Origin of the sequence: Geobacillus thermodenitrificans subsp. thermodenitrificans DSM 465 (genome assembly GCF_000496575.1) — a bacterium.
GTDB classification, from domain to species: domain Bacteria; phylum Bacillota; class Bacilli; order Bacillales; family Anoxybacillaceae; genus Geobacillus; species Geobacillus thermodenitrificans.
The window spans coordinates 199685-222905 of record NZ_AYKT01000007.1; the positions used below are offsets into that span (position 1 = coordinate 199685).

Here is a 23221-nt window from a genome sequence, read left to right on the forward strand (position 1 = left end):
GAGGTCGTTCGTTTCGCATATACGGGAAATGCTCTTATGATGTTCTTGATATGTTTATGCACAGGCATGTAAGATAGACATCTACAAGAGCAGCATATTCGTTGATAGAAGAGGCCATTCCTCCCGCCAAATTAGCATCTGTGATGAAAGACGAGTGTATTCCATCATGCCAACGACTTAAAATACATAGCTGAAGAGTTTGCATGGTACCACATGAAAACAAAGACAAGCTCTGACCACAAACTAGGGATTTACTTTGAGTTAATTTTCAAAAAAAACGGATATTATTGTAGATTTATCGGATATTCTGATGAAAGGCCTTTCATTATAATTGATGTAAGCGTTTCATATCATCTTTCGTATTTTTGCGATTCCAGTATAGTGACAAGTCGACAAAACAGAAGGGGGAGAATACAAAAATGAGAAGAGTAGGTTTGGCCGTATTGAGTTTGCTTCTTCTCTTGGCTCTAGCCGCATGTAATGACGGTGGGGAGGAGAAGGCATCTGGCGCCAAGAATGGCGTGATCGAACTGACTTTATGGACCGACTGGACTGAAGATCGTCCAGAAAATACTGTTTATAAAGATATGATCTCGAAGTTTAATAAGCAGCATGATGATATAAAGATCGTTTTGGAAACCATTCCTCATGATCAATATGAAACAAAGTTAAGAACACAAGCCGCGGGTAACCAATTACCTGACATGATGCGTGTATGGCCTGGCGAAAGAACTTCTGTGCTTGTGGAAAGCGGCGCGTTACTTCCGCTTGATCCCATCATTGATCAGTGGAAAGAGTCCATTCCAGAATCCATTTTAGATGATTATGCGGTCAAAGGGAGCTATTACGCCATACCTTCCAATGTCAGTTTAACGAGTTTGATTTTCTACAACAAAGAACTCCTTAAAAAAGCTGGCTACAGTGATTTTCCGACAACTTATGAAGACTTGAAAAAGTTGATTGTCGCTCTCAATAAAGAGGGAATCACCCCTATTTCCTTAGGAAACAAGGCGACTTGGCCGCTTCAATCCGTATACATTTCAACGATTGCTGATCGTTTTACGGGTAGTGATTTCTTGCCTAATGTGCTCAGTGGCAAAGGTTCCTTTGTCGATAAGAATTTTATTCAAGCGTTATCTGTGATCGATGAGTTGACGAAATTAAATGCCTTTAACGAAGATATGAATACGATCGACGAGGCGACGGCGAGAAATGAGTTCATCAAAGGATCTGCCGCTATGCACTTTGCAGGTTCTTGGGCAATTGGGCCAATTCTTGATAACGTAGAAAACATTGATAACATTGGCGTTGCTCCGCTACCAACATTTGAAGGAGGGAAGGGTGAACCGTCTAGCATATCCGGTGTAGCAGGTGGGGGCATCGCGTTAAGCTCACAATTAACGAAAGAGGAACAAGAGGCTGCCTTTGAATTCCTGAAATTCTACTATAGTGAGACGTTATATCAAAATCTTGTTAAGGCAAATATTATTGTGCCTGTAAACGTTGAAATGGATAGCCAAACACCGGCGATATTCAAAACAGCGAATAGCTTTGTTCAAGGCGGATTAGCTCCGGTTTATGATGCGACATTACCTGCGGAATTAACCGACATCATTAACAATGGGCTGCAGGCGATTACATTAGGGGAAAAAAGCCCGAAAGAGCTAGCTAAAGAAATGCAAGATGCACTAGAAAAAATGAAATAAAACATGTTCACTTCTATACCATTGCTTTCATTTGGACCTTGTCTTTCTCGAGTGTTGGATGGCCGAACATGAGGTTGATTAAGCCGCTATGAATCTACATTTGGTGAGTGTCCCGAGTCACTCGGGACACGAATCTCTATTCAAAGGTGAGCTGTGATGAAGATAAACAAGAAAACAACCATGGGGATATGGCTTGGGATCCTTCCCGCTCTATTGATATACACCGTTTTTGCCATTCTACCTATTTTGCAATCGTTTTATTATTCCCTCATGAAGTGGAACGGGATATCAGAGATGACCTTTGTGGGGCTGGCTAACTTTGTGGAATTGTTAAAGGACCCTGATTTTTGGAATTCGGTCAAAAATAATATATTGGTCGTACTTGCGTCTGTGTTCGGTCAAGTGCCGATTGCGTTATTGATCGCCATCCTACTGAATAGAAAGCTAAAGGGGTCTAGACTATTTCGAACGATTGGCTTTTTACCAGTCGTATTATCGACCGTTGTGATCTCGATCACTTGGAATTTAGTTTATAATTCTAAATACGGATTAATCAATGAGTTTCTCAGAAGTATAGGGTTAGACTTCTTAACGCAAAACTGGTTGGGCGACCCGGACTTAGCATTGTATTCCGTGCTTGTGGTCATTGTATGGCAGTTTGTTGGGTTATATTTAATTATTTTTCTCGCCGCATTGCAAAATATTCCGAACGAGGTGTTAGAATCAGCGAAAATCGATGGGGCTTCGGAATGGGTGACCACATGGAAAATCACTATCCCGATGATTTGGGATACCATCCTAGTGGCGATCGTTTTATGCATCTCAGGAAGCCTAAAAACGTTTGATCTGATTTATGTGATGACCAATGGAGGTCCAGCTCACTCTACGGAAGTGATGGCGATCTATATGTTTAATGAAACATTTAAGAATTTTAACTATGGCTATGGCAGTGCCGTTTCGGTCTTCATCTTTCTCTTTAGTCTTGTCTTAATTGTAATCGTTCGAAAGTTATTCAAACTGAAAGGGATTTAGAAGGGGCGACAAGGTCTATGAGAATAAGAAATACGAAACTGACAATCACCACCCCTATCATCTATGTGATCTTAACGATCTATGCCATTGTGAATGTGTATCCGATTATTTGGATGGCCATCAACTCGTTTAAGTCGGAACAAGAATTTGCGGTGAACCAATTCGGTATTCCCAAAAAGTTCGTACTAGAAAACTTTATGAATGCATGGGAAATTGCGAATTTTGGCGTGTTGTTTAAAAACAGTATTTTTGTTTCGTTAGCTGCCACCTTTTTCACTGTATTGATCGGAGCATTAGCGTCATATTTTCTGGCTAGATTTGAATTTAAGTTTAGCAACGTGGTATATGGGTTTTTTGCCTTTGGGTTATTGATCCCGATCCATTCTACGTTAGTCCCGATATTTATATTAATGAAAAATCTTGATTTATTGAACAAGCCTTATACGCTCCTTTTCCCGTATATCGCTTTTCATTTGCCAATTACTATTTTTGTATTAACAAGTTTTATGAAGGCTTTCCCCAAATCGATTGAGGAATCCGCTGTTATAGATGGGGCAGGTTTGTTTCGAAGGTTTTGGTCAATTGTTCTGCCCATGTCGAGACCAGCATTGGCGACTGTCATCATTCTTAACTTTATCTATAATTGGAATGAGTTTGCCTTTGCTTTGGTTCTCATTAATGATCAGAATCTACAGACCCTTCCGTTAGGCCTAGCGAATTTTGCGGGCCAATTTACGACCAATTACGGTGCCCAAATGGCTGGGTTAACCATGTCGATCATTCCAATCATTGTCTTCTATTTATTATTTGAAAAGAACATTGTGAAAGGCATGACGGCAGGAGCTGTGAAAGAGTAAATCGTTCGTTTGGGATATGACATCACTAGGTGGATTAGATATGTTTAAGAATACGAGCTTAATAAAAAAGTTCTTGATTATTTACATCCTTTTGATTTCCTTGCCAACACTGTTATTTGCTACTTTGATTTACCACATGACAACCGAAATCATAAAGGAACAAGCGAGAAAGGATACATTAGAACAACTAGAGAAAGTAGAGCAACACTTGGCTTCAATTTTGTTGGATGCAGAAAGTACCACGTTATATATGATATATGACCATAATTTCAGGAATTTTTTTACCACTTCAGGGGATGGCGTATTTAAAAAAACATACAAAGACGCAGTGGAACGGATCAACGGATATTTTACGTTTCGATTGACATCGAATCCATATATGAACTCTGTTTTCTTGTACAGTTTAGATGGAAATAAACTCGTGATCGGTGAGCCGATTAGTGGTAACGAAGAGCAAATGAGGAGAAAAGCGGAGGAAGGACAGGGGAAACCGGTTTGGAGTGGTCCTTATAGCGTGAGTAGTGAATGGGGAGGGAAGAAAAATGTCATTATTCTCTCCCGAATCATCAACGATTATTATCAAGTGAATAAAAAAATTGGGACCGCTATTATCAGTATTGATATTGAGAAGCTCTTAAAAGATTTTACGATCAATGAAGGCAGCTACTTGATTGTCTCAAAAGAAGGGAAAACGATTTTACATCCTGATCCATCTCTAGTAGGAGATCAATATCCAGACGTTGGATTTTTAAAGAAAATCCAAAGTAACAAAAGTTCCTCATTTAGCTATGAAATCAAGGGACAAGAATATTTGGCTGTGAAAAAAAGCATAGAAGGAACGGACTGGTATTTAGTCGTCACCGTACAGACAGAAAGCATCGTCAGAGAGCTTTATCACCTTCTGAGCACGATGACGAGTTTGTTATTGGTATTGCTCTTGTTAGGTATTGTGGCTCTCGTCTTCTTTTATCGTTCCATATTAAGAAGGATTAAGGAGCTGACCATTCAAACGGAAGAAGTAGAAAAGGGAAATTTCACTGCCCGGGTCAAAGTGAATGCGAATGATGAAATTGGGAAGCTAGGGTTGTGTTTTAATAAAATGGTAAATACCATCCAAAAGCATATTGATATTGAGTATAAATTAAAGATTAAACAAAAAGAATCCCAATTAAATGCATTGCAAAGTCAAATTAATCCGCACTTTTTATACAATACATTGGATATGATTCGATGGACCGCAAGATTAGAGAATGCCTATCAAACAGGGCATTTAATTGAGCTGCTATCGAGGATTTTTCGAATGAATTTAAACAAGGGGAGAAAGTGGGTAACAGTAGAGGAGGAAATGAGATATATCCGCTCATACTTAGAATTGCAGAAGTATAGGATGGGGGAAAGACTTGACTACGATCTATCTGTTGATGATTCGATCAAGAACGCTTTTTTGATGAAACAAACCCTTCTCCCCCTAGTAGAAAATAGTATTGTTCACGGCTTTAAAGATTTACCGTATCAAGGGATCATTCATATCGATTGTTACCGAGTTGGAGATCAACTATGGATAGATGTCGTTGATAATGGATGGGGATTTGATCTCGATAAGGAAGGCATGAGTGGATTCGCGCTAAACAATCTTATCGAGCGTATTTCCCTAGCTTTCGGTGCTCCTTACGGGTTAACTCAACTACACTCAGAGAAAGGTGCTTCACTACGGATTATTCTTCCCTTCATCTCCAGTGAACAGTTAGCCGAGATCACAGAGAAACTGGGGGAATAGGTCATGTCTTATAAAATTTTGATTGTTGATGATGAACCGATCATATGTCAAGGGTTGAGCCAGACGATCCCGTGGGAGAACTACGATATCGAGGTGGTCGGTGCGGTTTATAACGGAAAAGAGGCCATCAACCAAATATCCATTCATCCGGAAATTGATATCGTCATCACCGATATTCGGATGCCTAATGTGGATGGTTTGGAGTTGTCTGCATTTATCAAAACGAACTTTCCTAACATTCGTGTGATTATTATTAGTGGCTATGATGATTTTGAATATGCGAAGAGGGCCATTAAATTAGGGGTAAAAGATTACCTGCTAAAACCAGTAGACATTGACGAGCTAGTGGATAATGTTAAGAAGATCACTACAGAAATTGAAAAGGAACGAAGGCAACAAGTAGATCTCTTAACATCCTCTATTATCAAACAGATTTCCCTAACCAATGAGGATCACGGAATCTTAAAAGAGCATGAGCATATAAGGATATATCCTTTGATGACTATGCAAAGAGATTATCAAAGAAGGGTTAGGGGGTTAACCACTGAAGATATCGACTTGTTCAAGAAAAAATGGATGGGAAGTGTAGAAAAGAGAATAGGGGATGTATTAGGGGAGAATTCGTTTTCCATTTTTACGGATGAAAATATTTTACTCACTTGTGTGATGAAGGAATTGGATGAGAATGAGACAGGAAAGTTGGAAAAGAATATAGAAAATGAGGATTCTTTGTTATTGGTCTTAGGGGATCGAACCATTTCGATTTCGGAATTAAAAGACTACTATAAAAAACTTCTAGATACAGGACGTTATTTACTGTCGATAAATAAGAAGACAATCATGGCTTCGGATCAGCTATGTGTGAGAAAGTTTGAGCATCAATATCCGCAAGAAATCGAAAATCTTCTTTTTGATGCGTTGCTTTACAAAAAGAAGGTCGATTACCTCAACGTTTCCCATACATTGTTTGCCTATTTTAAAGAAAATCAGTTTTTGTTGGATGAGGTAGTCGGCATATGTCGTGAGTTGCTAGTAAAATTCATCAATTATTATGAATCATTAGGGAGGAAGAAAGTACAACCGTTTGCTCTAAATTACAAAAATCACGTGAACATTTTTTCTCATAATAGCTATGAGATTCTCCAAAAGATGTTTGAAGAAGATCTAGTCACTATTATCGAGAAGTTAGGTCTGGATCATGAAGAAACCAATGATTGGCTAATTGAAAGAGCCTTGGAATACATTCGTCAGTTTTATCGAGAACCGATCAAAGCGAGTGAAGTCGCTAATGTAGTCAATATTTCAGCCAATTATTTCAGTACGATATTTAGGCAAAAAACCGGGAAAACATTTAACGAGTATGTCAACCTTCTAAGAGTTAACGAGGCGAGGAAACTGCTTTCCGAAACTTCTCTTCGAGTGGGTGTGATCGCTAACAATGTCGGTTTCCATGAGTATAAGTATTTCGTCGAGGTATTTAAGAAATTTACAGGCATGACTCCGACAGAATATCGAAATTTGTACAATAGAGAGTTAGGAGGATAAGGTATGGAGAAAATTGGTATGCAATTGCCGAATCATTTTATCATTGGTGCCGCGTCATCTGCTTGGCAAACGGAAGGGTGGTCTGGCAAAAAAGACTTTCAAGACTCTTATTTAGATCTTTGGTATAAAAATCATCGGGAGGTTTGGCATAACGGGTACGGGCCAACGATTGCTACTGATTTTTACAATCGATATAAAGAAGATATTCAATTCATGAAAGAAATTGGTCTTACGCATTATCGGACATCAATTAATTGGTCAAGGTTTTTGGTTGATTACGAACATGCTGTCGTTGATGAAGAGTATGCAAATTATATAGAGAATGTGATTGATGAGTTATTGAAAAACGGAATAGAACCAATGATATGTCTAGAACACTACGAAATCCCCGGAGTCTTGTTTGAGAAATACGGAGGTTGGGGATCAAAACACGTTGTTGATTTGTTTGTCAAATATGCAGAAAAAGTATTCGAAAGATATGCCCATAAAGTGAAATGGTGGTTTACTTTCAATGAACCTATTGTCATCCAAACAAGAGTTTATCTAGATGCTGTCCGATGGCCTTATGAGCAAAACACGAAGAAATGGATGCAATGGAATTTTAATAAAACCCTAGCGAATGCGAAGGTTGTTCAGCTGTTCCACCAATCATATACGAGTCAACATAGAGAAAGCAAGATCGGGGTCATTCTAAATCCTGAGGTGGTTTATCCACGATCCAATGCCCCACATGATATCGAAGCAGCGAAAATGTATGATTTATTTTTTAATCGGATGTTTTTAGACCCGATGATTAAAGGAGAGTATCCGAATGAGCTTTTTGATTTAATGCAAAAACATGACTGTTCCTTTGAGTATAACGATGAAGAGCTGCAGATCATTAAAGAAAATAAGGTTGATTTCGTAGGGATTAATCTTTATATGCCTAAACGAGTAAAAGCTAGGACGACAGCCTGGAATCCAAATACCCCTTTTCATCCAGAATTTTATTATGAACACTTTGAATTGCCGGGTAGAAAGATGAACCCTTACCGAGGATGGGAAATATACCCGAAAATTATGTATGACTTTGCTATTCGTATCAAGGAAGAGTATGGTAACATCGAATGGATTGTTACTGAGAATGGCATGGGGGTTGAAAACGAACACCGCTTTAAAGATAAAAACGGTGTCATTCAAGATGATTATCGGATTGAGTTCATTAGTGAGCATCTAAAATGGTTATTAAGAGGAATTGAAGAAGGTTCTAACTGCAAAGGATACATGCTTTGGGCTTTTACGGATAATGTTTCTCCAATGAATGCTTTCAAGAATCGGTATGGTTTAGTAGAAATCGATTTGGATGATGATAGAAATCGAAGAATGAAAAAGTCTGCTTATTGGTATAAAAACTTGATCCAAACAAGACAGTTTGAGGCAAACAATGATCATTTTTATAAATAATTAGCGGCTGATCATGAAGAATACGTGTGAATGGTTGTTTTACTTCTTGTACAACGTGTGACTAACTATCCATGAAAAATTAAGTATCACTTTTCGTTTTCAGAGCAACATCATTCACGTGGATTCGATTTGTTCATTTTTAGGAGTGGAAAGATGAATCGGAAATATATCGCATTTGATATTGGGGGAACATTCGTCAAGAGCGGAGTGATCGATGGCGACGGAAAAATGATTGATAAAACAAAAGAAAAAACCCCAAATCATTTGGAGGAACTTTTAGCGCTCATTGAACAAAGAGCTCTAGAACACGAGGATGTTGAGGGGATTGCTATTAGCACTCCAGGAGCAGTTTCCCCTGAGGGGGTTATATACGGTTCAAGTGCCATTCCCTATATTCATGGGCCAAATATGAAAGAACTGGTTCAAAGAAGAGTGAAAAAACCCGTTTTTTTAGAGAATGATGCCAATTGTGCAGGACTTGCGGAAATGTGGCGTGGAGCAGGTGTGGGGAAGAAAGATGTTTTAGTTATGGTGATTGGTACTGGAATCGGCGGGGCGGTTTTTAAAAATGGTCATTTACATAAAGGATGTCATTTGCATGGAGGAGAATTCGGATACATGCTCCTAACCACAGACATCAAAGGGGACAATGATGTTTGGTCAAGGATTGCCTCAACAAAGGCGCTAGTACGCACGGTAGCACGGTTAAAAAACATCGATGAGAATGCCATTGATGGGGAAGAGATTTTTAGATTAGCGGAAAAGGGAGATGAAGTTTGTCTTCAGGCACTGGATCGATTCTATCATTATTTAGCCGTAGGTATTTACAACTTACAGTATATTTATGATCCAGAAATTATCCTCATTGGCGGGGGAATTAGCGCAAACAATGAACTCATACCAAGAATTAACGAGAAGTTGGAGCAAATCCTGTCAGTGATCCATTTGGCAAAGATGAAACCTCAAATTGCTCCTTGTCATTTTCGTCAAGATGCGAATCTTTTGGGGGCGGTTTATGGATTTATCAGAGAGTATTCCAATATAGGTTCAACATAAACCAAATCAGTTGTGCTCCTGTTGTGGATGCTAGCAGGATGAGGTGAAATGGTGGCCTATTCGGGATACGCGAGTGGGTGTGCTCACCATACGAGAATCATGACGTCGCTCAGAATCTCTTCAATGAGAGGGATCACTAACGGTCATCATAGGGGAGTCAAACTGTAGGATGCACAGAGATGGCTTGGCGCCGTAGGGAAGGCATTCCAAACAATCTCCCCCACCTCTTCGCGGTTGCGCAGGTGGGGGATGATTTCAGTGTTTCACGATGGATCGAAAGGGGATCGATTAGTTTCCTACCACTTGCTTTGCTTTTGCGGGATCGACATAAACGTTTTCGATGGAAGGGAACTGGGACAGTTTATAGGCTAAAATCTTTCTCACGGATTCGTTGATTCGTTCTTCTGACAGTTTTCCCGTTTGGACGGCGTCCCAGATGCCGTCCATCACTTCTTTTTGGTGGTCAAACGTATGGCAAACCAGCAATAAATCAGCGCCAGCCGCTATGGCGCGATAACCGAGTTCCCGATAGGTGAAATACTTGCTTACCGCTCCCATCTCCAAATCGTCTGTCACGACAATGCCTTCATAGCTCAATTTCTCCCGCAGCAATTGTTGAATAATCGCAGAGGAAAGGCTGGCGGGATGTTCTTTGTCGTATACCGGGTATTTAATGTGTGTGACCATCACAAAGAAACGGTCATGGTTGATGTTTGTGATGATTTGTCGAAATGGAAGAATGTCTTTGTTTTCAAGATCTTCCATCCCGGCCTCAACGGAAGAGCTGTCATGGTGCGGATCGACTTGACTGCGTCCGTTTCCTGGAAAGTGTTTCAAGACAGCCGTCACGCCCGCATCGGTCAGCCCTGTCACCACTTGTTGCCCCAACCGTCCTGCCAACACAGGGTCTTCCCCGAATGAACGGCTGTCAGTCGCCGATAAATCCAACACTGGTGCAAAGTTGACTTGAATCCCCATCGCGGCCAGTTCTGTTCCTGTTCGGTGGGCGATTTGATACACTTTAGCATCGTCTTTGCTTTGCCCTAGCTGCTGTTGGGAAGGAATCGGGGAAACGTATTGCCGCATTCGGACAATCTTTCCCCCTTCCTGGTCAATGCTAAAGACGAGCGGGATTTTGAATCGGTTTTCCAAGGCGACCCGCTGCAAATCATTCGTCAAGGTGGCGACTTGTTCCGGTGTTTTCATATTGCGGTCGTATAAAATGGCCCCGCCCACATGATATTGGCGAATCATTTGTTTTACGTTTTCATCGGGCTCGGTCGATGGAAATCCGACAATGACGAGTTGGCCGATTTTTTCCCGAAGGCTCATCGTTTTCATCAGACGTTCAATTTTTTTGTTTCGATCAGACGAAGGTTCAAAAAAGGTGATGCTTGTTTGTTGGGTTTCATCGTTTCCGTTGGTTTGTGATTGTTGGCCGTCTTGTTCTGTCGGTTCGTTCGCTTGCGGCTGTTGGCTGTTCCCGCTGTTTCGTTTTTCAGAGCTGCTGCTCGGGGGAACGGTCTTTGAATCGGATTGTTCTCGGCTAACTAAAGCATAAGTAGACAAGCATAAGGCGACAGACAGCAGAGAAACTACGAGAATTGACGCCCATGAGATTCGTTTTTTTGCCTTTCTTCTAGAACTTCGAGAATGCTTCATTGCTTTTCACCCAGTCTAATTTTTGAATATTCGCTTCATCAAGCACCAAACGTCCATTTTCCTTCATGACATGCCAGTATCCGTCCCATCTCCGTTGCCAGCGAAGGATGTTAGTTCAATATATGAGATATTTCTAATAGTAATAACGTCGATTGTACCCCATTCGTTTCTATATACATGCTCATTGGATATGGAAAAGTTAACCTTCGCCTACGTAGTGCCTGCTCCGGTGATACCGTTCCTAAGGAAAGCGGTCGGAATCAGACATGAACCGGCTGAAAAACATCCATGACTGCGGATGGCCGTCTCAGACACTTCACAAGCAGGAACGGGAGATGAAAAACGCTCATCTCCGCCAGTGTGCGTTGGCGGTTCGGCTTGTGATGGTGAGAGAGTTTTTGCGGAAGGACAGTGTGTCCTTCCTCCGTATTCACCGCAACGGAATTCGATCGAACGCTTGTGGGAATGGGGAAGATACTGTCCAAGCCATTATCCAGTTTGTGAACGACATCCATGAACGCTCGGAGGAAGTGCTGAAACGTCTGAAGAGGTGCAGTGAGAAGTGAATTTTTTAAGGTGCATCATATCATATTGCAGTTCTTTCGCCCAACTCTCTATGTTCACATTTGAATCCAAAGACAAAAAACAGATCGTTTGGCTCGTTGCTGGATAAAAGCGTTTAAGGAAGGAAGTGCGGAAACGGACTAAACAGCGCAAAACGCCGGTAAAATGATGCATAACGGCGGTGTTGCGAAATAAGATGTACTACATCATAAGGTTCATTTTGTTCAACGTGGGGACGGGGCGCTAAGGTGATGGAATCGAGGACGGAAGTGCTGGAGGGTGGGAGTTGACTGATGGGCATACAAAACAGTGGAATCAGGTGTGGGCGGCGAGTAGGGTGTGTCAAGGCAATGGCGCAAAACGATGCGGGAGTGGAAGGCAGCGCTGCCAGCTGGAAGGCTCTTGATGAGGGAAATTAGTTGTGAGAAATTTCCTTGGAGCACACAGAGCGGAAAGAAGAGGGGAAGGCTGAATGGAACAAGAGGAACAGATGCAATGGCTGCTAGAAAGTAGACAGGTCGAGATCGAATGTTTGAAAGAGATTGTGAAAAGTCTCAGTTATACAAAAGAGAAATTGTTAGCGATCATCATCAACCCTGGAAATTACGACGAAGAGACGATTGAAAAAGCGTGGGATCATTTGAAAATGATCGATGAAGGGCTGTTGGAAAGAAAAGACGGGGTTCTTTCGTCGAAGGTACACCACTTGCTTATCGACATCAAAAAGGAACTGAAGAAGATGAAGAAGACGCAGGAGGAACGGGAGCAGTTTCTTTCGCCGTCGCTTGATAGTAACAATGGAGGGTGACGGTTTTTCCCCTGCTGCGTTATCGTCCCCGCGGTAGTGATGTCGCTCCCTTGTGGAAATGTGTGCGGGAGATGCCGGGGGAATGACTGGCTTTAAGAGGGGATGAAACATTGATGTGAAAGACATAGTGGAGAAAAAGTGTGAAGGAAGGATTGGATTGTTCTTTTCTATTTTCAACATGATATGCGCATGATGAGGGGTGTCCCAAAAGGAATGGGCACCTTTTCTTTCGGCGTATATGCGTGTGAAATCATTCAACTAAAAGATATACTGTATATCTTGCTTAAAGAGAAGGAATTACCAGGTTTCTTAAGGTGGAGCCGCATCTTTCATTCCATCACCGCCCCTCTAGATACACGCCCAAAGTATTCCTAAATACCTCTGAACCCTTTTGTATCAAGGGAACAGAGGTATTTGTTTGACTAGTTTACTATTAAATTGAGTCAAACTACGATTCCGCTCTTTTATGCTGATGAGAGCGATTCATAATGTCTATGGTGGTCTCCTTCTTTTTCGGGGAGAAATAAAACTTTGACGTAGGACATTTCTTTATTTACGATTTTCCGGAATGTGTTTGGTCCCTCGCTCAACTCTAGACGATGAGAAATGAGCGGTTTTACGGTGATTTGACCGGTGCTCATATAGTGAAGGGAAGAAGCCCACTCTCTGCCTGGAAAGGGGGCTGAAAGAGCGTTCCATGAGCCATAGACCGTCAGCTCATTACGAACGATTTTTTCAAAATAAAAGCGTTCAATATTCACATTTGCGTAAGGAATTCCCATGAATACAACTTTTCCTCCTTTTTTCGGTAACGAAAGAATGTGAGCGGATGTAATAGGGGAACCAGCAGATTCAATCGCTACATCTACACCGCGCCCATCGGTATATTCCATCAATTGTTCATACGGAGAGTGAAAAGATGAATGAATTAATATATCTGCCCCAAGCAGTTTGGCAATTTCTAATTTATGTTGGTCAACATCAATGGCAATAATACGTTTGGCGCCAAAAATTTTGGCCCATTGAATCGCCAGCAGGCCGATGCTTCCGACTCCCATGATGGCAATGTCTGCGCCAGGCTGAACGTTAGCGCGATAAAGACCATGAGCGACGACGCAAGAAGGCTCTAAGAGCGCAGCTGTCTCAAAGTCTACTTCATCAGGTAAGTGAAGAAGATGGTCTTCCGGAAGTTTTACATATTCAGCAAATGAGCCAGGTTGTTTTGCGCCGATCACGTGCAATTCGCTGCATTGGGAAGGATATCCGCTTTTACATGGTTCACATTTTCCGCATACAAAAGTAGGGCAGGCCCCCACCCGATCTCCTGGTTTGAAGCGCTGAACACCCGGGCCTACTTCAACCACTTCACCTGAAAATTCGTGCCCGAATGTCATTCCTTCCACATAAGGACCGAGTTTTTGATACCGCGAGAGGTCGGAACCACAAATTCCTGCCGCCTTGACTTTGATGATGACGTCGTGTTCATCTTGAATGACAGGCCTTGGGGACTCCTCAAATCGCAAATCCTGAACTCCGTAAAGATTCAATGCTTTCAACCGATATTCCCTCCTCATCCGTTATTGCGTACGTTTCTTTTTTTAGTGATGATCAGTCTGCACAAAGCTATCCCGACGACTATGGAATTGAAAATGAGTTGATGGCGAATGTAAAAATCAGTAATTTTTCGTAAATCTCCTAGCATGAAAGTGAGAAAGGAATCGATCACCTATGGATTCCCCCTATGCGAGATATATAGATGAAGGATGAAGCAGGACAATTAAGCCATTCATTGGCTTAATTGTCCATTGAGAGTGAAAGTTTTAATCAATCGGTTTTAACAGCACTTTAATGGCTTCACCGCTTTTGATCGCCTGATAAGCAAGATCCCACTGGGTGAGGGCGAATTCATGAGTTACAAGATCTTTTGTCTTGACTTTTCCTTCATTGATTAAGGCAAGAGACGGTTCCCAATCTGATGGCTTTTGGCTTCTCGTTCCAATTAAATGAATTTCTTTTTGTATGATTTTTTCCATATCAAACGAAATCAGTGATTCAGAGAAAATTCCGACTTGTACGTATGTTCCTTTCTTGCGCAACAAATCTAAACCTTGATTAGCAGCAGGTACGGCTCCTGTGCATTCAAATACGATATCGGCTCCGTAACCATCGGTCAGCTGATCAACAAGTTCTTTTACATCTTCTTGTTGGGAATCTACTGCATAATCAATGCCGAGTTCTTTTGCCTTATCTAACCGGATGCGGTCTTTGGTCAAACCGATGATCATCACTTTCGCTCCTCGGCTTTTTGCCACTTGAGCGTTAAGCAAGCCGATCGGACCAGGGCCGATGATAACGACAAAATCACCTTCGCGAACATTCGCTTTTTCAACGGCATGATATGTGCATGCAAGAGGCTCCGTCATGGCAGCGGAACGGTAATCTACTTGTTCGGGTAATGGATGGACACTTTCTTTTCTCGCAATCACGTATTTAGCAAATGCCCCATTTTGCTGCGTCCCTAGTCCTTTGCGGTTGGGGCATAGATTATAATCTCTTGTTTGGCAATATCGGCACTTTCCACAAACATAATATGTTGTTTCTGAAGTGACTCGGTCGCCTACTCGAAACTCTGTGACGTTTTCTCCTACTTCGACGATTTTGCCTGAAAACTCATGTCCTAAAATGACAGGAGGAGTGATATTTTTATAATGTCCTTCATATGAATGGATGTCAGTTCCACAAATGCCGACGAATTTGACCTCGATTTTTACCTCGTCTTTCCCAGGTTTCGGATCTGGGTATTCAACAATCTCCAAATGACCAAATCCAGGAGCTGTTTTGACTAATGCTTTCATCGTTGCTTCTCCCTTCCTTGAAAATCAGGGTTTAGGAGGAATGGGGCGTTTCGTCAATTCCAAAGGGAGAATATTTTCCAAATGATCCAGTTCACGATATTGCCGCCTTGGTCGATGCTTGAAACTTGGACAGCTCCCTCCGGAAGCGTGATATTTGCTGTTTCGGCCATCTTAGTGAAGGTAGGAGCGATATCGGTAGCGCACCAAAGCGACAAGGCGATCATAATGGCACCTGCAATCACTGAATGAACGACATTTCCTCTGGCAGCTCCGACGATATAGGCGACGATGAACGGAATGGTGGCTAAATCGCCGAAAGGCAATACAGCGTTGCCAGGCAAGATGACCGCGATCAGAATGGTTAACGGAGTCAAAATCAAAGCCGTTGCAATCACGGACGGGTCGCCTAACAGAACAGCGGCGTCCAGTCCGATGGTAATGTCATTTGTTTTTTCTCCAAAGCGTTTATTGAGCCATTCACGTGCAGATTCTGAGATTGGCATGAGTCCTTCCATTAGAAGTTTGACCATCCGGGGCATGAGGACCATAACCGCTGCCATGGAAATCCCGATATTCAATACACCGCCCGCATCATAACCTGCGAGCAATCCAATAATGACCCCTAATATTAACCCAATAAACATCGAATCGCCGAAAATGCCAAAATGTTTTTGGATTGTTTCTGGATCCGCTTTCAATTTTTTTAATCCCGGAGTTTTTTGAATTAACTTGACTAGGAAAATACCTGGAGCGTAAGACATCGTACTGCCTGTTGCTGAGGAGACACCAGGCATACCGTAAAAATCACTTACAATGGGCGCTGTCCAGTCTGCCACTTTCAAGGCAACGATCTGAAACAGCACAGCAGCGATCAAGCCTTGAATGATGCTGCCGGACATGGTGTATACAATGGCTCCCATAAAAGTAAAATGCCAGAAGTTCCAAATATCTACGTTCATCACTTTTGTTGTTTTCGTTATTAACATGATGACGTTGACAGCTAATCCGATTGGAATGATCCATGCGGCGATTGCTGTGTTTGCCCAGGCGATCGATGAGGTAGCTGGCCAGCCAACATCGATCACATTTAGGTCCACGCCAAGGCGTTCCACCATTCCTTGGGCGGCAGGGCCCAAGTTTTTGGTAAGCAAGTCGACGACTAAGAAGATGCCGACAAAGGCGACCCCAATCGTCAAACCAGAACGAAAGGCTCTACCTGGTTTCTGTCCAAACAACAGCCCCAAAAGGAAGATGACGACGGGAAGGATGACCGTAGCGCCTAAGTTCAAAAATGCTTGAAAAAATTCCACTGCTCCTTTCACAAGTACTCCCCCAATGAGTTAATGTTTTTATTTTCCCACTCATAATCATTTATTTGTTCAATTCTTCCATAATCTTTTTCTTTGTATCTTCTACTCCGATCCCTGTTAAAAATGAGTGTGCTTGAATAATGGGGAATTTATATGATTTTTGAATCCGAGCTGTTGTGACGAGCAAATCAGCATCATCTTCATAAAATCCAATTTCACTGATTTTGATTTGTTTCACATCGATATCAATGCCGTTCGCTTTTGCCATTTCTTCAATCGTTTTTGCGACGACAGTGGAAGTTGCAATACCTGCTCCGCAAGCGACTAATACCCGTTTTTTCGCCATCATTGCTCACCTCCTTTCAAATTATTGAATTCCTAATCTTTCTCGGATCCAGTGTTTCAGTTTCACTTTGTTTTTTTCCATCAAGATATATTTCAAAGCTTGTTCATCTTGGATTAATTGCATCAGTTTTTGTAACAAAGTTGGCTGTGCATGTGCTTCATCCATTGCCAGCATAAATACGATTTGGACAGGGGTGGTTTGATCGTTTTCGCCCATTACACCAAACTCCACTGGTTGTTTTAATATCGCAACGCTAATAGCCTTTTGGTTGACATGTTGTATATCGGTATGTGGAATAGCTACAGAAATTCCCTGTGTGGGAAGACCGGTAGGGAACGCTCTTTCCCGTTCGATCACTGCTAGAATATAGCTTTCTTTTACTAGGTGTTTACTTGCTAAATTCCGAGCCATTTTTGTTAATACTTCTTCATTCGTTTCAGCTTCTAAATCATAAAGAATCAGTGATTCATCAAATGTAATGTCACGCATGGGCTACACCTCGAGATTAATGTTTTTACTGCGAATATTGATGGATGATGTTTAAAATATCTCTTTTCGAGTGGGATTGAATAATCGCTTGGCAATGTTCTTGCGATTGGGCTAAATTCAATAATTTCATTAGGGCAGAAAGATGTTGTTGTTTATCTATTGCTGCGATCACGACAATGATATGGATGCTATGCTCGAAATAATCGACACCGTTTCGAACTCTCAATAAACTCATGCCGATTTTGTTTACCCCATCCTCAGGTGACGCGTGAGGAATGGCTACATGGGAGCCAATGACGATATAAGGATCTTGAGCAGCGTAGCTAAGCATCTTATCAACAAATGTTGGTGTGATATATCCTTCCCTTAGCAGCGGCTTGGCGCAAATTCTCACCGCTTGTTCCCACGAGCTGACGGATTCCATTAATGTGATCCGGTTTGGTGGAATCAATTCTTGTAAAGTGATTTTCGTATTTCTTCTCTCCCGTTTTCTAACTGGAGAATCGACACCTCTGAACAAATACCGATCCAATTCGTATGCCAAAGCTTCTCGATCATGGATGGAGGCATATTTTGAAACGATCTCCAAAATATGCTCTGTATTAATTTCCTGAGAGAGAAAACCATTGATTTCGACCATCACTTGTTTTCTTAATCGGATTTTTTCTTCTTCGTTTAACAAGGGGGTTGTAATAAATAATTTTTTATCTGTTTTCAATTCAATGGTGGAAAAAACGATATCAACATCCAAATGGAATGTTTCAAACTCTCTTGCCGATAAGGCGTCTAGAAAAATCAGTTCTGGGAACAACTCTCTCAGTTCGAAGAGCAAGAGACCAGATACTGACACACCTTGGGAACAAACAACAACGGCTTTCAATTTGTGCTCCAACGTTTGTTGTTTCCGCAACATCCAACCGCCGATGATCATTGTGATATATGCAATTTCGTGATCAGGCATCTTTCTGCCCATGAGGTGTTCCAAGGGAGCCACGGAATGCTTCACGAGATGTTGCAGTTCACTGAATTGTTTACTTGCTTCTCCTTGAAACAGGTCAATATCGGATGTTAGTTGGTATTTAATCCGGAAATACGCCGGTTTGATGTGCTGAATCAAGAGGTTGAGCAGCTTATCATGGTCTTTCAAATAAATGCATGCTTGTTTTTCGAAATTTCTTAACATTTGATCTACAGCTTCTCTTAGATGAGGGATGGAGATTCTATCAGGATTGTCTATGGAAAAAATATTGGAAGCCAATAAGTTTAAGGTGATAAACACCCGTTCATTCTCAGGAATATTTTGTTGATCGAATAAAATTTCTTCTGTTGCCCGGTACTCCTTCGTGTCTGACAATTCCTGATAATCGATGGCGAAGTTTTCAATCAGATGTCCTCGTTCGATTCGCTCCAAAACGAAGATGATAATATAAGGCAATGATTTTAACTTTTCGTCAGTGAATTTCAGTCCTAGTTGGTTTTCGACTTTTTGGATGCGTTTTTTAAATTCTAAAATGGTTTCGTCTTGAATTTTTGTCGTCTCTTTTAAATGGTGCTCGCCTTCAGCCGTTAGCAACAGGTTATGGATGAGGTGAATGAGCAACTTTCTCTTTTGAAACTCTTCTCCATCCAAAGAGTAGCCAGTTTTCCGCGTATAGCGTAAGGTTAAACCATATGGCGCTAAAAGCTTTTGCGCATGCTGAAAGTCATTTAGTATCGTATTTTTGCTGACATTTAATTCAAAGGAGAAATGGTTAAGCGACAACTCTTCTTTGGACGTCAATAACATTAAGAGAATGAGATCGATTCGTTGCTTTACAGTTAACACCCATTTTTTTGCAATTAATTGTGAAGTTTGGGGGGACAATTTTGCAAAAACAATTGGGTCGATGGAAAAATAACCTTTTCTTGTTCTTTCGATAGGCGGAAGGTTATGATTTAATAACCATTCGTTTATTTTTTCGATCCCATATCCCAATTGTCTTTGGGTAATATTTAGTTTTTGAGAAAGCTCTTTGCCTGTAAAGGTTGGGTTATTCAACAATTCGTAAAGGATTCTTTTGCATCGTAAACTGATGTCCATCTAGCCTCGCCCCCTCTTGTGGTTTTTAATTTATCATAGATTGTCTGCGGTTTGGTTGCCCTTTCATTGAGATAGAGTGAAAAAATATTGTATTACATTGTGATTTGCTCGGTATGAGCGATGACAAAGAGAGGGTAGGAATTATAGTCGCGCGGACTGAGCAGCTCATGAAGGATTGGTTACAGGACGTAAAATTAGGGGGGGTAGGATGTGGGGTTACGGCTATCTCCTCAATCTTCTTGATAAGAACGCCAATCAATCTACTTGGTCGATTTGTTTCAGGACATCAAAATTGAGTTAAGAAAGTTGAGGATTAAAAGGAATGGCAACTTCATCATACTGCGTTTCAAATTGAGAAGTCTGACAAAATATTGATTTTCTTCACATTCGAGCGGCACTAATTTTAAAAGGGAATGGATATTTTTCCAAGCATTATAGGCATGCTTGACAGGTGCGGATGATGCCGTCTTTGAGGCTGACGGTGATATGGACGCCGGCCTCAAGTTCGAGCACTTTGATCGGAGTGTGGTCTTAGTGTGGAAGCCAGCTACAACGATGCCAAAATTCAACTACAAGATCTTCCTGAAGCGGGGGTCGTTATTTGTTCTCAAATGCAAACCAATCGGCCTTTTCCCTAATAAGTAATGGGAAAAGGCCGCGATTTTGCAGGTGATTTTAGGATGAATTTTTAGAGAAACAAAGCAAGAGACTATTTATATATTATCCAAAAAATGCATTAACGATTAGTAGCGTGATTAAGGATACAGCCCATGCAAGAGTTGTTGGGATTGACCATGTTAAAATTTGTTCTTTCACTTCTTTTATTCCAAGCATACGGTTAATGACCCAGAATAGGCTATCGTTAAAATACGAGAAGATCATAGCTCCTAGGGCGGCTGACTGTGCGGCTCTTTAGTGTTGCCTATTTGTCCATTGCCTTTGCCGCGTTGGCGATGGCCGGTCTAGCCTGTGCCGCAGCTTGATGAATGAGGTTGTCTAGGAGCGCCAATGTGACCGATTTAACAGCGGAAAACGGCACGGATTGATAGGATGGTAAACAAAAAGGTGTTGGAGACATGAAGTGGATTCCGTCCCGATTTAACGCGATGGCGCAAACGAAGCAAGGTGAACTGATTCTCTACAATAGCTATACAGGGGCGATTGGCGCGGTGGCGGAAGGTGAGAAAGCCGCCGTGCTTAAGGCGCTCAAGAGAACCGGGATTGACCGCGAACTGTCACCGGTGGAACAAACGCTCGTGGAGTGCGGGTTTCTTGTCGCTGAGAACGTCGATGAGAAGCGACGGGCGCAGTTTTTGCATCAATCGTTGCACCGGACGGATGTGATGCATCTCGTAATCTTGCCGACGGAGGCGTGTAATTTCCGTTGTGTCTATTGTTATCAAGAGTTTTTGCGCGGACAGATGAAACGTGAGGTCATTGATGGGTTGAAACGTTTTTTGACGGAGACGATTCCGCGGCTCACCCATTTGACGGTCAGCTGGTTTGGCGGCGAACCGCTGTTGGCGCTCGATGTGATTGAAGAGATTAGCACGGTGATCATCGAACAAACGAAACGGTATGGTGTGACGTATCAAGCCGATATGTCAACGAACGGCTACGATTTGTCGAAAGAGACGATGAGGCGGTTGTTGCGGTGTGAAGTGACCCGTTTTATGGTGACGCTTGATGGAAGCAAAGACGTGCATGATGCGCGGCGGGTGCTGGCGAATCGGGGACCGACGTACGAGACGATTCTTGGCCATTTGCGTGATATTCAGACGCTTGACGAATCATTTGAAGTGGACATCCGGGTCAATTTTGATGAAGACAACCTTGACCGGATTCCGCTGTTTTTAGACGAGCTGGCTTGTTACTTTGCCGGGGACCGGCGTTTTCAGCTGTTTTGCCGTCCCGTTGGGAGATGGGGCGGGGCGAATGATGAGAGGTTGCCGGTTTGTGACCATCGGACGGCAGAGGTGAAAATATGGGAGTTGACGGAATACGGAATCAAGAAAGGACTTTCGATGAGCTCGATGGTGGAATCGATGTTGATGCCTTCTGGGGCGGTTTGTTATGCGGCGAAGCCACATTCCTTCGTCATCGGGGCCGACGGGCAAGTGTATAAATGCACATGCGCCTTTGACGAGGAATATAATCGCATCGGCCGTCTGCATGCCGATGGGATGATGGATGTCGATATGGATAAGCTCGCTCTATGGGTAACGTCAGGCGAGGAAACGGATGAACAGTGCCAAGCTTGCTTTTTCCGGCCGGCGTGTCAAGGGAATCATTGCCCGTTGTACCGCCTGCGAACAGGGGATCGTCCTTGCCCTCACGAAAAGCGAAAAATCAAAGAAGTGCTCCGGCTGATTGATGCACAGTCATTCGTACGAGATGAAGGGAAAGGGAGGTGAAAATATGCGTATTTTGCGTCCTGCCGCATCGCCTGTTGCGTTGTCCCATTCTGGGCGGCTGACGAAATCAGTGCCTGGTCATTTGAAATGATGAATAGGAGAGAACCACGGTTTGGTAGGTGATCCGAGAAAAAGCTGTGAAATAGTTTAGGATTCTTTCCCGGCTGACGTCACTAGGTATCAAGCATTCCTTCTCTCGCGATGCGAAAAGATTTCGTTTTTTCAAGAAGATACACGATCAACCATGCGCCAAATGAAGTGAACGAAAAAGTATTTGATCATGACAATGGCCCTTGTCGAATAGACAAGGGCCAATTTATGTGCTTCATGGCATGAAAAGGATGGTGATGTAGTTGGAAAAACGATTTGATGTTCCTCTCGCTGGCTCTTGAGAACATTGTGTGGCAAGAAACAGTTGTTTCTCGTCCTTTACGAGTCTCCATTCATGGTGGAAAGGCGGTTAATCAATTGTTGCAGCGAATGAAGTGAACGTGGCTTAAAGGCAGTTTCGATACCGTTGGTTATGCTTTATAGTTTTTCATGAAAAATTCAAATAAAATGTCAATCAGAACAACGAGGGTCGAACGGGCAGATAGGTCATAACCCGCAAACTGGACACGTTGCACGTAGGCGCTGATATGTTTTCGTACAAGCTTGGCTAATGTACTATCGGCGCTGTTCGTGATCGCTACCGTTTCGATGTTTTTAAAGCGAAGTTTCTCTGCCGCTTGCACAATGGTTTTTGTCTCTCCGCTGGATGAAATGAAAATGACCATATCTTTTGGTTGAACCATGTTGGGTAAAAGGTCAATAATATGTGATTCATACACATACGAGCTCGGTTTGTTTACTTGGATGAGAAGTTTGCTAAAATATTCCCCGATCATTTTGGATAGACCAACCGCCACAATCAACACCCGATTGGCCTCAAAAATCAACTGGCTAATTTCTTCCACATGTTTTCGTTCCAACGAATCAAGTGTCTGATTCATATCGGCTTTGTACCGTTCAATCGTATTTTCTCCAACCGGAATGGCTTGGTCGTCGATCGTTTTCAGAATATATTTCAACTCTGAGAAACCTTCTAAGCCCAGTTTATGACACATACGGATGATGGTGGTGGTGCTGACGTTGTTTTTTTCCGCCATAGCAGTTAGCGATAATTGTTTCGCTTGTTCCACATGTCCATCGATATAGTACAAAACGTGTTTTTCTGCATGGGTGAGTTGGCCGATATAGTTTGAAAATCGATCCAGAAGTTTTCCCATATGGAGACT

General features: G+C 42.2%; 18 protein-coding genes and 1 pseudogene. 10 read left to right on the plus strand and 9 right to left on the minus strand.

Going from position 1 to position 23221, the window contains the following annotated elements; translation table 11 throughout:
- Positions 1-419 precede the first annotated feature (419 nt).
- The 7 genes from DSM465_RS0109040 to DSM465_RS0109070 all read left to right on the plus strand — a co-directional run bounded on the left by DSM465_RS0109040 (position 420) and on the right by DSM465_RS0109070 (position 9416).
- Positions 420-1706, plus strand: a complete 1287-nt coding sequence (locus tag DSM465_RS0109040; RefSeq protein WP_029761157.1) for an extracellular solute-binding protein — start codon at positions 420-422, stop codon at positions 1704-1706.
- A gap of 156 nt (positions 1707-1862) precedes the next feature.
- Entirely contained in the window at positions 1863-2738 is an 876-nt protein-coding gene (locus DSM465_RS0109045) for a carbohydrate ABC transporter permease (RefSeq protein WP_029761158.1), read from the plus strand.
- Between the two features lie 17 nt (positions 2739-2755).
- Entirely contained in the window at positions 2756-3595 is an 840-nt protein-coding gene (locus tag DSM465_RS0109050; protein ID WP_029761159.1) for a carbohydrate ABC transporter permease, read from the plus strand.
- Positions 3596-3635: 40 nt separating this feature from the next.
- A complete protein-coding gene (locus tag DSM465_RS0109055; RefSeq protein ID WP_029761161.1) occupies positions 3636-5372 on the plus strand; it encodes a cache domain-containing sensor histidine kinase in 1737 nt (578 codons plus the stop codon).
- 3 nt (positions 5373-5375) lie between these two features.
- Complete coding sequence (locus DSM465_RS18910) at positions 5376-6917, plus strand: response regulator transcription factor (RefSeq protein ID WP_029761163.1); 1542 nt, start codon at positions 5376-5378, stop codon at positions 6915-6917.
- Positions 6918-6920: 3 nt separating this feature from the next.
- Positions 6921-8360: a glycoside hydrolase family 1 protein gene (locus DSM465_RS0109065; RefSeq protein ID WP_029761165.1), complete on the plus strand. Its 1440-nt coding sequence runs from the start codon at positions 6921-6923 to the stop codon at positions 8358-8360.
- Positions 8361-8513: 153 nt separating this feature from the next.
- A complete protein-coding gene (locus DSM465_RS0109070; protein ID WP_029761166.1) occupies positions 8514-9416 on the plus strand; it encodes an ROK family protein in 903 nt (300 codons plus the stop codon).
- A gap of 288 nt (positions 9417-9704) precedes the next feature.
- Here DSM465_RS0109070 and DSM465_RS0109075 read toward each other — a convergent pair whose 3' ends face one another.
- On the minus strand, positions 9705-10757 hold the full coding sequence (locus DSM465_RS0109075) for a glycoside hydrolase family 3 protein (protein ID WP_230459190.1): 1053 nt from the start codon (positions 10755-10757) through the stop codon (positions 9705-9707).
- 656 nt (positions 10758-11413) lie between these two features.
- Here DSM465_RS0109075 and DSM465_RS0109080 point away from each other — a divergent pair.
- Both DSM465_RS0109080 and DSM465_RS0109090 read left to right on the plus strand, forming a co-directional pair.
- Positions 11414-11644: a hypothetical protein gene (locus DSM465_RS0109080; protein WP_151506760.1), complete on the plus strand. Its 231-nt coding sequence runs from the start codon at positions 11414-11416 to the stop codon at positions 11642-11644.
- A 470-nt stretch (positions 11645-12114) separates the two neighbouring features.
- The gene (locus DSM465_RS0109090; RefSeq protein ID WP_029761172.1) at positions 12115-12450 is read left to right on the plus strand and encodes a hypothetical protein; all 336 of its coding nucleotides are present in this window, start codon (positions 12115-12117) and stop codon (positions 12448-12450) included.
- Positions 12451-12914: 464 nt separating this feature from the next.
- Here the strand turns inward: DSM465_RS0109090 and DSM465_RS0109095 are convergent, their stop codons facing one another.
- From DSM465_RS0109095 to DSM465_RS18915, 7 genes and pseudogenes are all read right to left on the minus strand, one after another.
- Positions 12915-14006, minus strand: coding sequence for a galactitol-1-phosphate 5-dehydrogenase (locus DSM465_RS0109095; protein WP_051358525.1), 1092 nt, complete (start codon positions 14004-14006; stop codon positions 12915-12917).
- A 264-nt stretch (positions 14007-14270) separates the two neighbouring features.
- Complete coding sequence (locus tag DSM465_RS0109105; RefSeq protein ID WP_029761175.1) at positions 14271-15305, minus strand: zinc-binding dehydrogenase; 1035 nt, start codon at positions 15303-15305, stop codon at positions 14271-14273.
- A gap of 53 nt (positions 15306-15358) precedes the next feature.
- A complete protein-coding gene (locus DSM465_RS0109110; RefSeq protein WP_029761176.1) occupies positions 15359-16627 on the minus strand; it encodes a galactitol-specific PTS transporter subunit IIC in 1269 nt (422 codons plus the stop codon).
- Positions 16628-16676: 49 nt separating this feature from the next.
- Positions 16677-16961, minus strand: a complete 285-nt coding sequence (locus DSM465_RS0109115; RefSeq protein ID WP_029761177.1) for a PTS sugar transporter subunit IIB — start codon at positions 16959-16961, stop codon at positions 16677-16679.
- Between the two features lie 21 nt (positions 16962-16982).
- Positions 16983-17450: a PTS sugar transporter subunit IIA gene (locus tag DSM465_RS0109120; protein ID WP_029761179.1), complete on the minus strand. Its 468-nt coding sequence runs from the start codon at positions 17448-17450 to the stop codon at positions 16983-16985.
- Positions 17451-17475: 25 nt separating this feature from the next.
- On the minus strand, positions 17476-19530 hold the full coding sequence (locus DSM465_RS0109125) for a BglG family transcription antiterminator (protein WP_029761180.1): 2055 nt from the start codon (positions 19528-19530) through the stop codon (positions 17476-17478).
- A gap of 720 nt (positions 19531-20250) precedes the next feature.
- A pseudogene (locus tag DSM465_RS18915) lies at positions 20251-20439 on the minus strand (GntT/GntP/DsdX family permease); the annotation flags it as partial.
- A gap of 167 nt (positions 20440-20606) precedes the next feature.
- On the opposite strand from DSM465_RS18915, the gene DSM465_RS0109135 reads away from it, so the two are divergent.
- Positions 20607-21944, plus strand: a complete 1338-nt coding sequence (locus tag DSM465_RS0109135; protein ID WP_029761182.1) for a radical SAM/SPASM domain-containing protein — start codon at positions 20607-20609, stop codon at positions 21942-21944.
- A gap of 521 nt (positions 21945-22465) precedes the next feature.
- Here DSM465_RS0109135 and DSM465_RS0109140 read toward each other — a convergent pair.
- Positions 22466-23212 (minus strand): MurR/RpiR family transcriptional regulator, encoded by a 747-nt coding sequence (locus DSM465_RS0109140; protein WP_011888327.1) that lies wholly within the window; start codon positions 23210-23212, stop codon positions 22466-22468.
- Positions 23213-23221: the final 9 nt, after the last annotated feature.

Excerpts from the sequence above, each read along its gene's own strand:
- DSM465_RS0109140 (WP_011888327.1), bottom strand. The coding sequence starts at position 23,212 with ATGGGAAAACTTCTGGATCGATTTTCAAACTATATCGGCCAACTCACC.
- DSM465_RS18910 (WP_029761163.1), top strand. The coding sequence starts at position 5,376 with ATGTCTTATAAAATTTTGATTGTTGATGATGAACCGATCATATGTCAA.
- DSM465_RS0109115 (WP_029761177.1), bottom strand. The coding sequence starts at position 16,961 with ATGGCGAAAAAACGGGTATTAGTCGCTTGCGGAGCAGGTATTGCAACT.
- DSM465_RS0109055 (WP_029761161.1), top strand. The coding sequence starts at position 3,636 with ATGTTTAAGAATACGAGCTTAATAAAAAAGTTCTTGATTATTTACATC.
- DSM465_RS0109065 (WP_029761165.1), top strand. The coding sequence starts at position 6,921 with ATGGAGAAAATTGGTATGCAATTGCCGAATCATTTTATCATTGGTGCC.
- DSM465_RS0109135 (WP_029761182.1), top strand. The coding sequence starts at position 20,607 with ATGAAGTGGATTCCGTCCCGATTTAACGCGATGGCGCAAACGAAGCAA.
- DSM465_RS0109120 (WP_029761179.1), bottom strand. The coding sequence starts at position 17,450 with ATGCGTGACATTACATTTGATGAATCACTGATTCTTTATGATTTAGAA.
- DSM465_RS0109080 (WP_151506760.1), top strand. The coding sequence starts at position 11,414 with ATGAAAAACGCTCATCTCCGCCAGTGTGCGTTGGCGGTTCGGCTTGTG.
- DSM465_RS0109105 (WP_029761175.1), bottom strand. The coding sequence starts at position 15,305 with ATGAAAGCATTAGTCAAAACAGCTCCTGGATTTGGTCATTTGGAGATT.
- DSM465_RS0109045 (WP_029761158.1), top strand. The coding sequence starts at position 1,863 with ATGAAGATAAACAAGAAAACAACCATGGGGATATGGCTTGGGATCCTT.
- DSM465_RS0109040 (WP_029761157.1), top strand. The coding sequence starts at position 420 with ATGAGAAGAGTAGGTTTGGCCGTATTGAGTTTGCTTCTTCTCTTGGCT.
- DSM465_RS0109070 (WP_029761166.1), top strand. The coding sequence starts at position 8,514 with ATGAATCGGAAATATATCGCATTTGATATTGGGGGAACATTCGTCAAG.
- DSM465_RS0109125 (WP_029761180.1), bottom strand. The coding sequence starts at position 19,530 with ATGGACATCAGTTTACGATGCAAAAGAATCCTTTACGAATTGTTGAAT.
- DSM465_RS0109075 (WP_230459190.1), bottom strand. The coding sequence starts at position 10,757 with ATGAAAACGATGAGCCTTCGGGAAAAAATCGGCCAACTCGTCATTGTC.
- DSM465_RS0109090 (WP_029761172.1), top strand. The coding sequence starts at position 12,115 with ATGGAACAAGAGGAACAGATGCAATGGCTGCTAGAAAGTAGACAGGTC.
- DSM465_RS0109050 (WP_029761159.1), top strand. The coding sequence starts at position 2,756 with ATGAGAATAAGAAATACGAAACTGACAATCACCACCCCTATCATCTAT.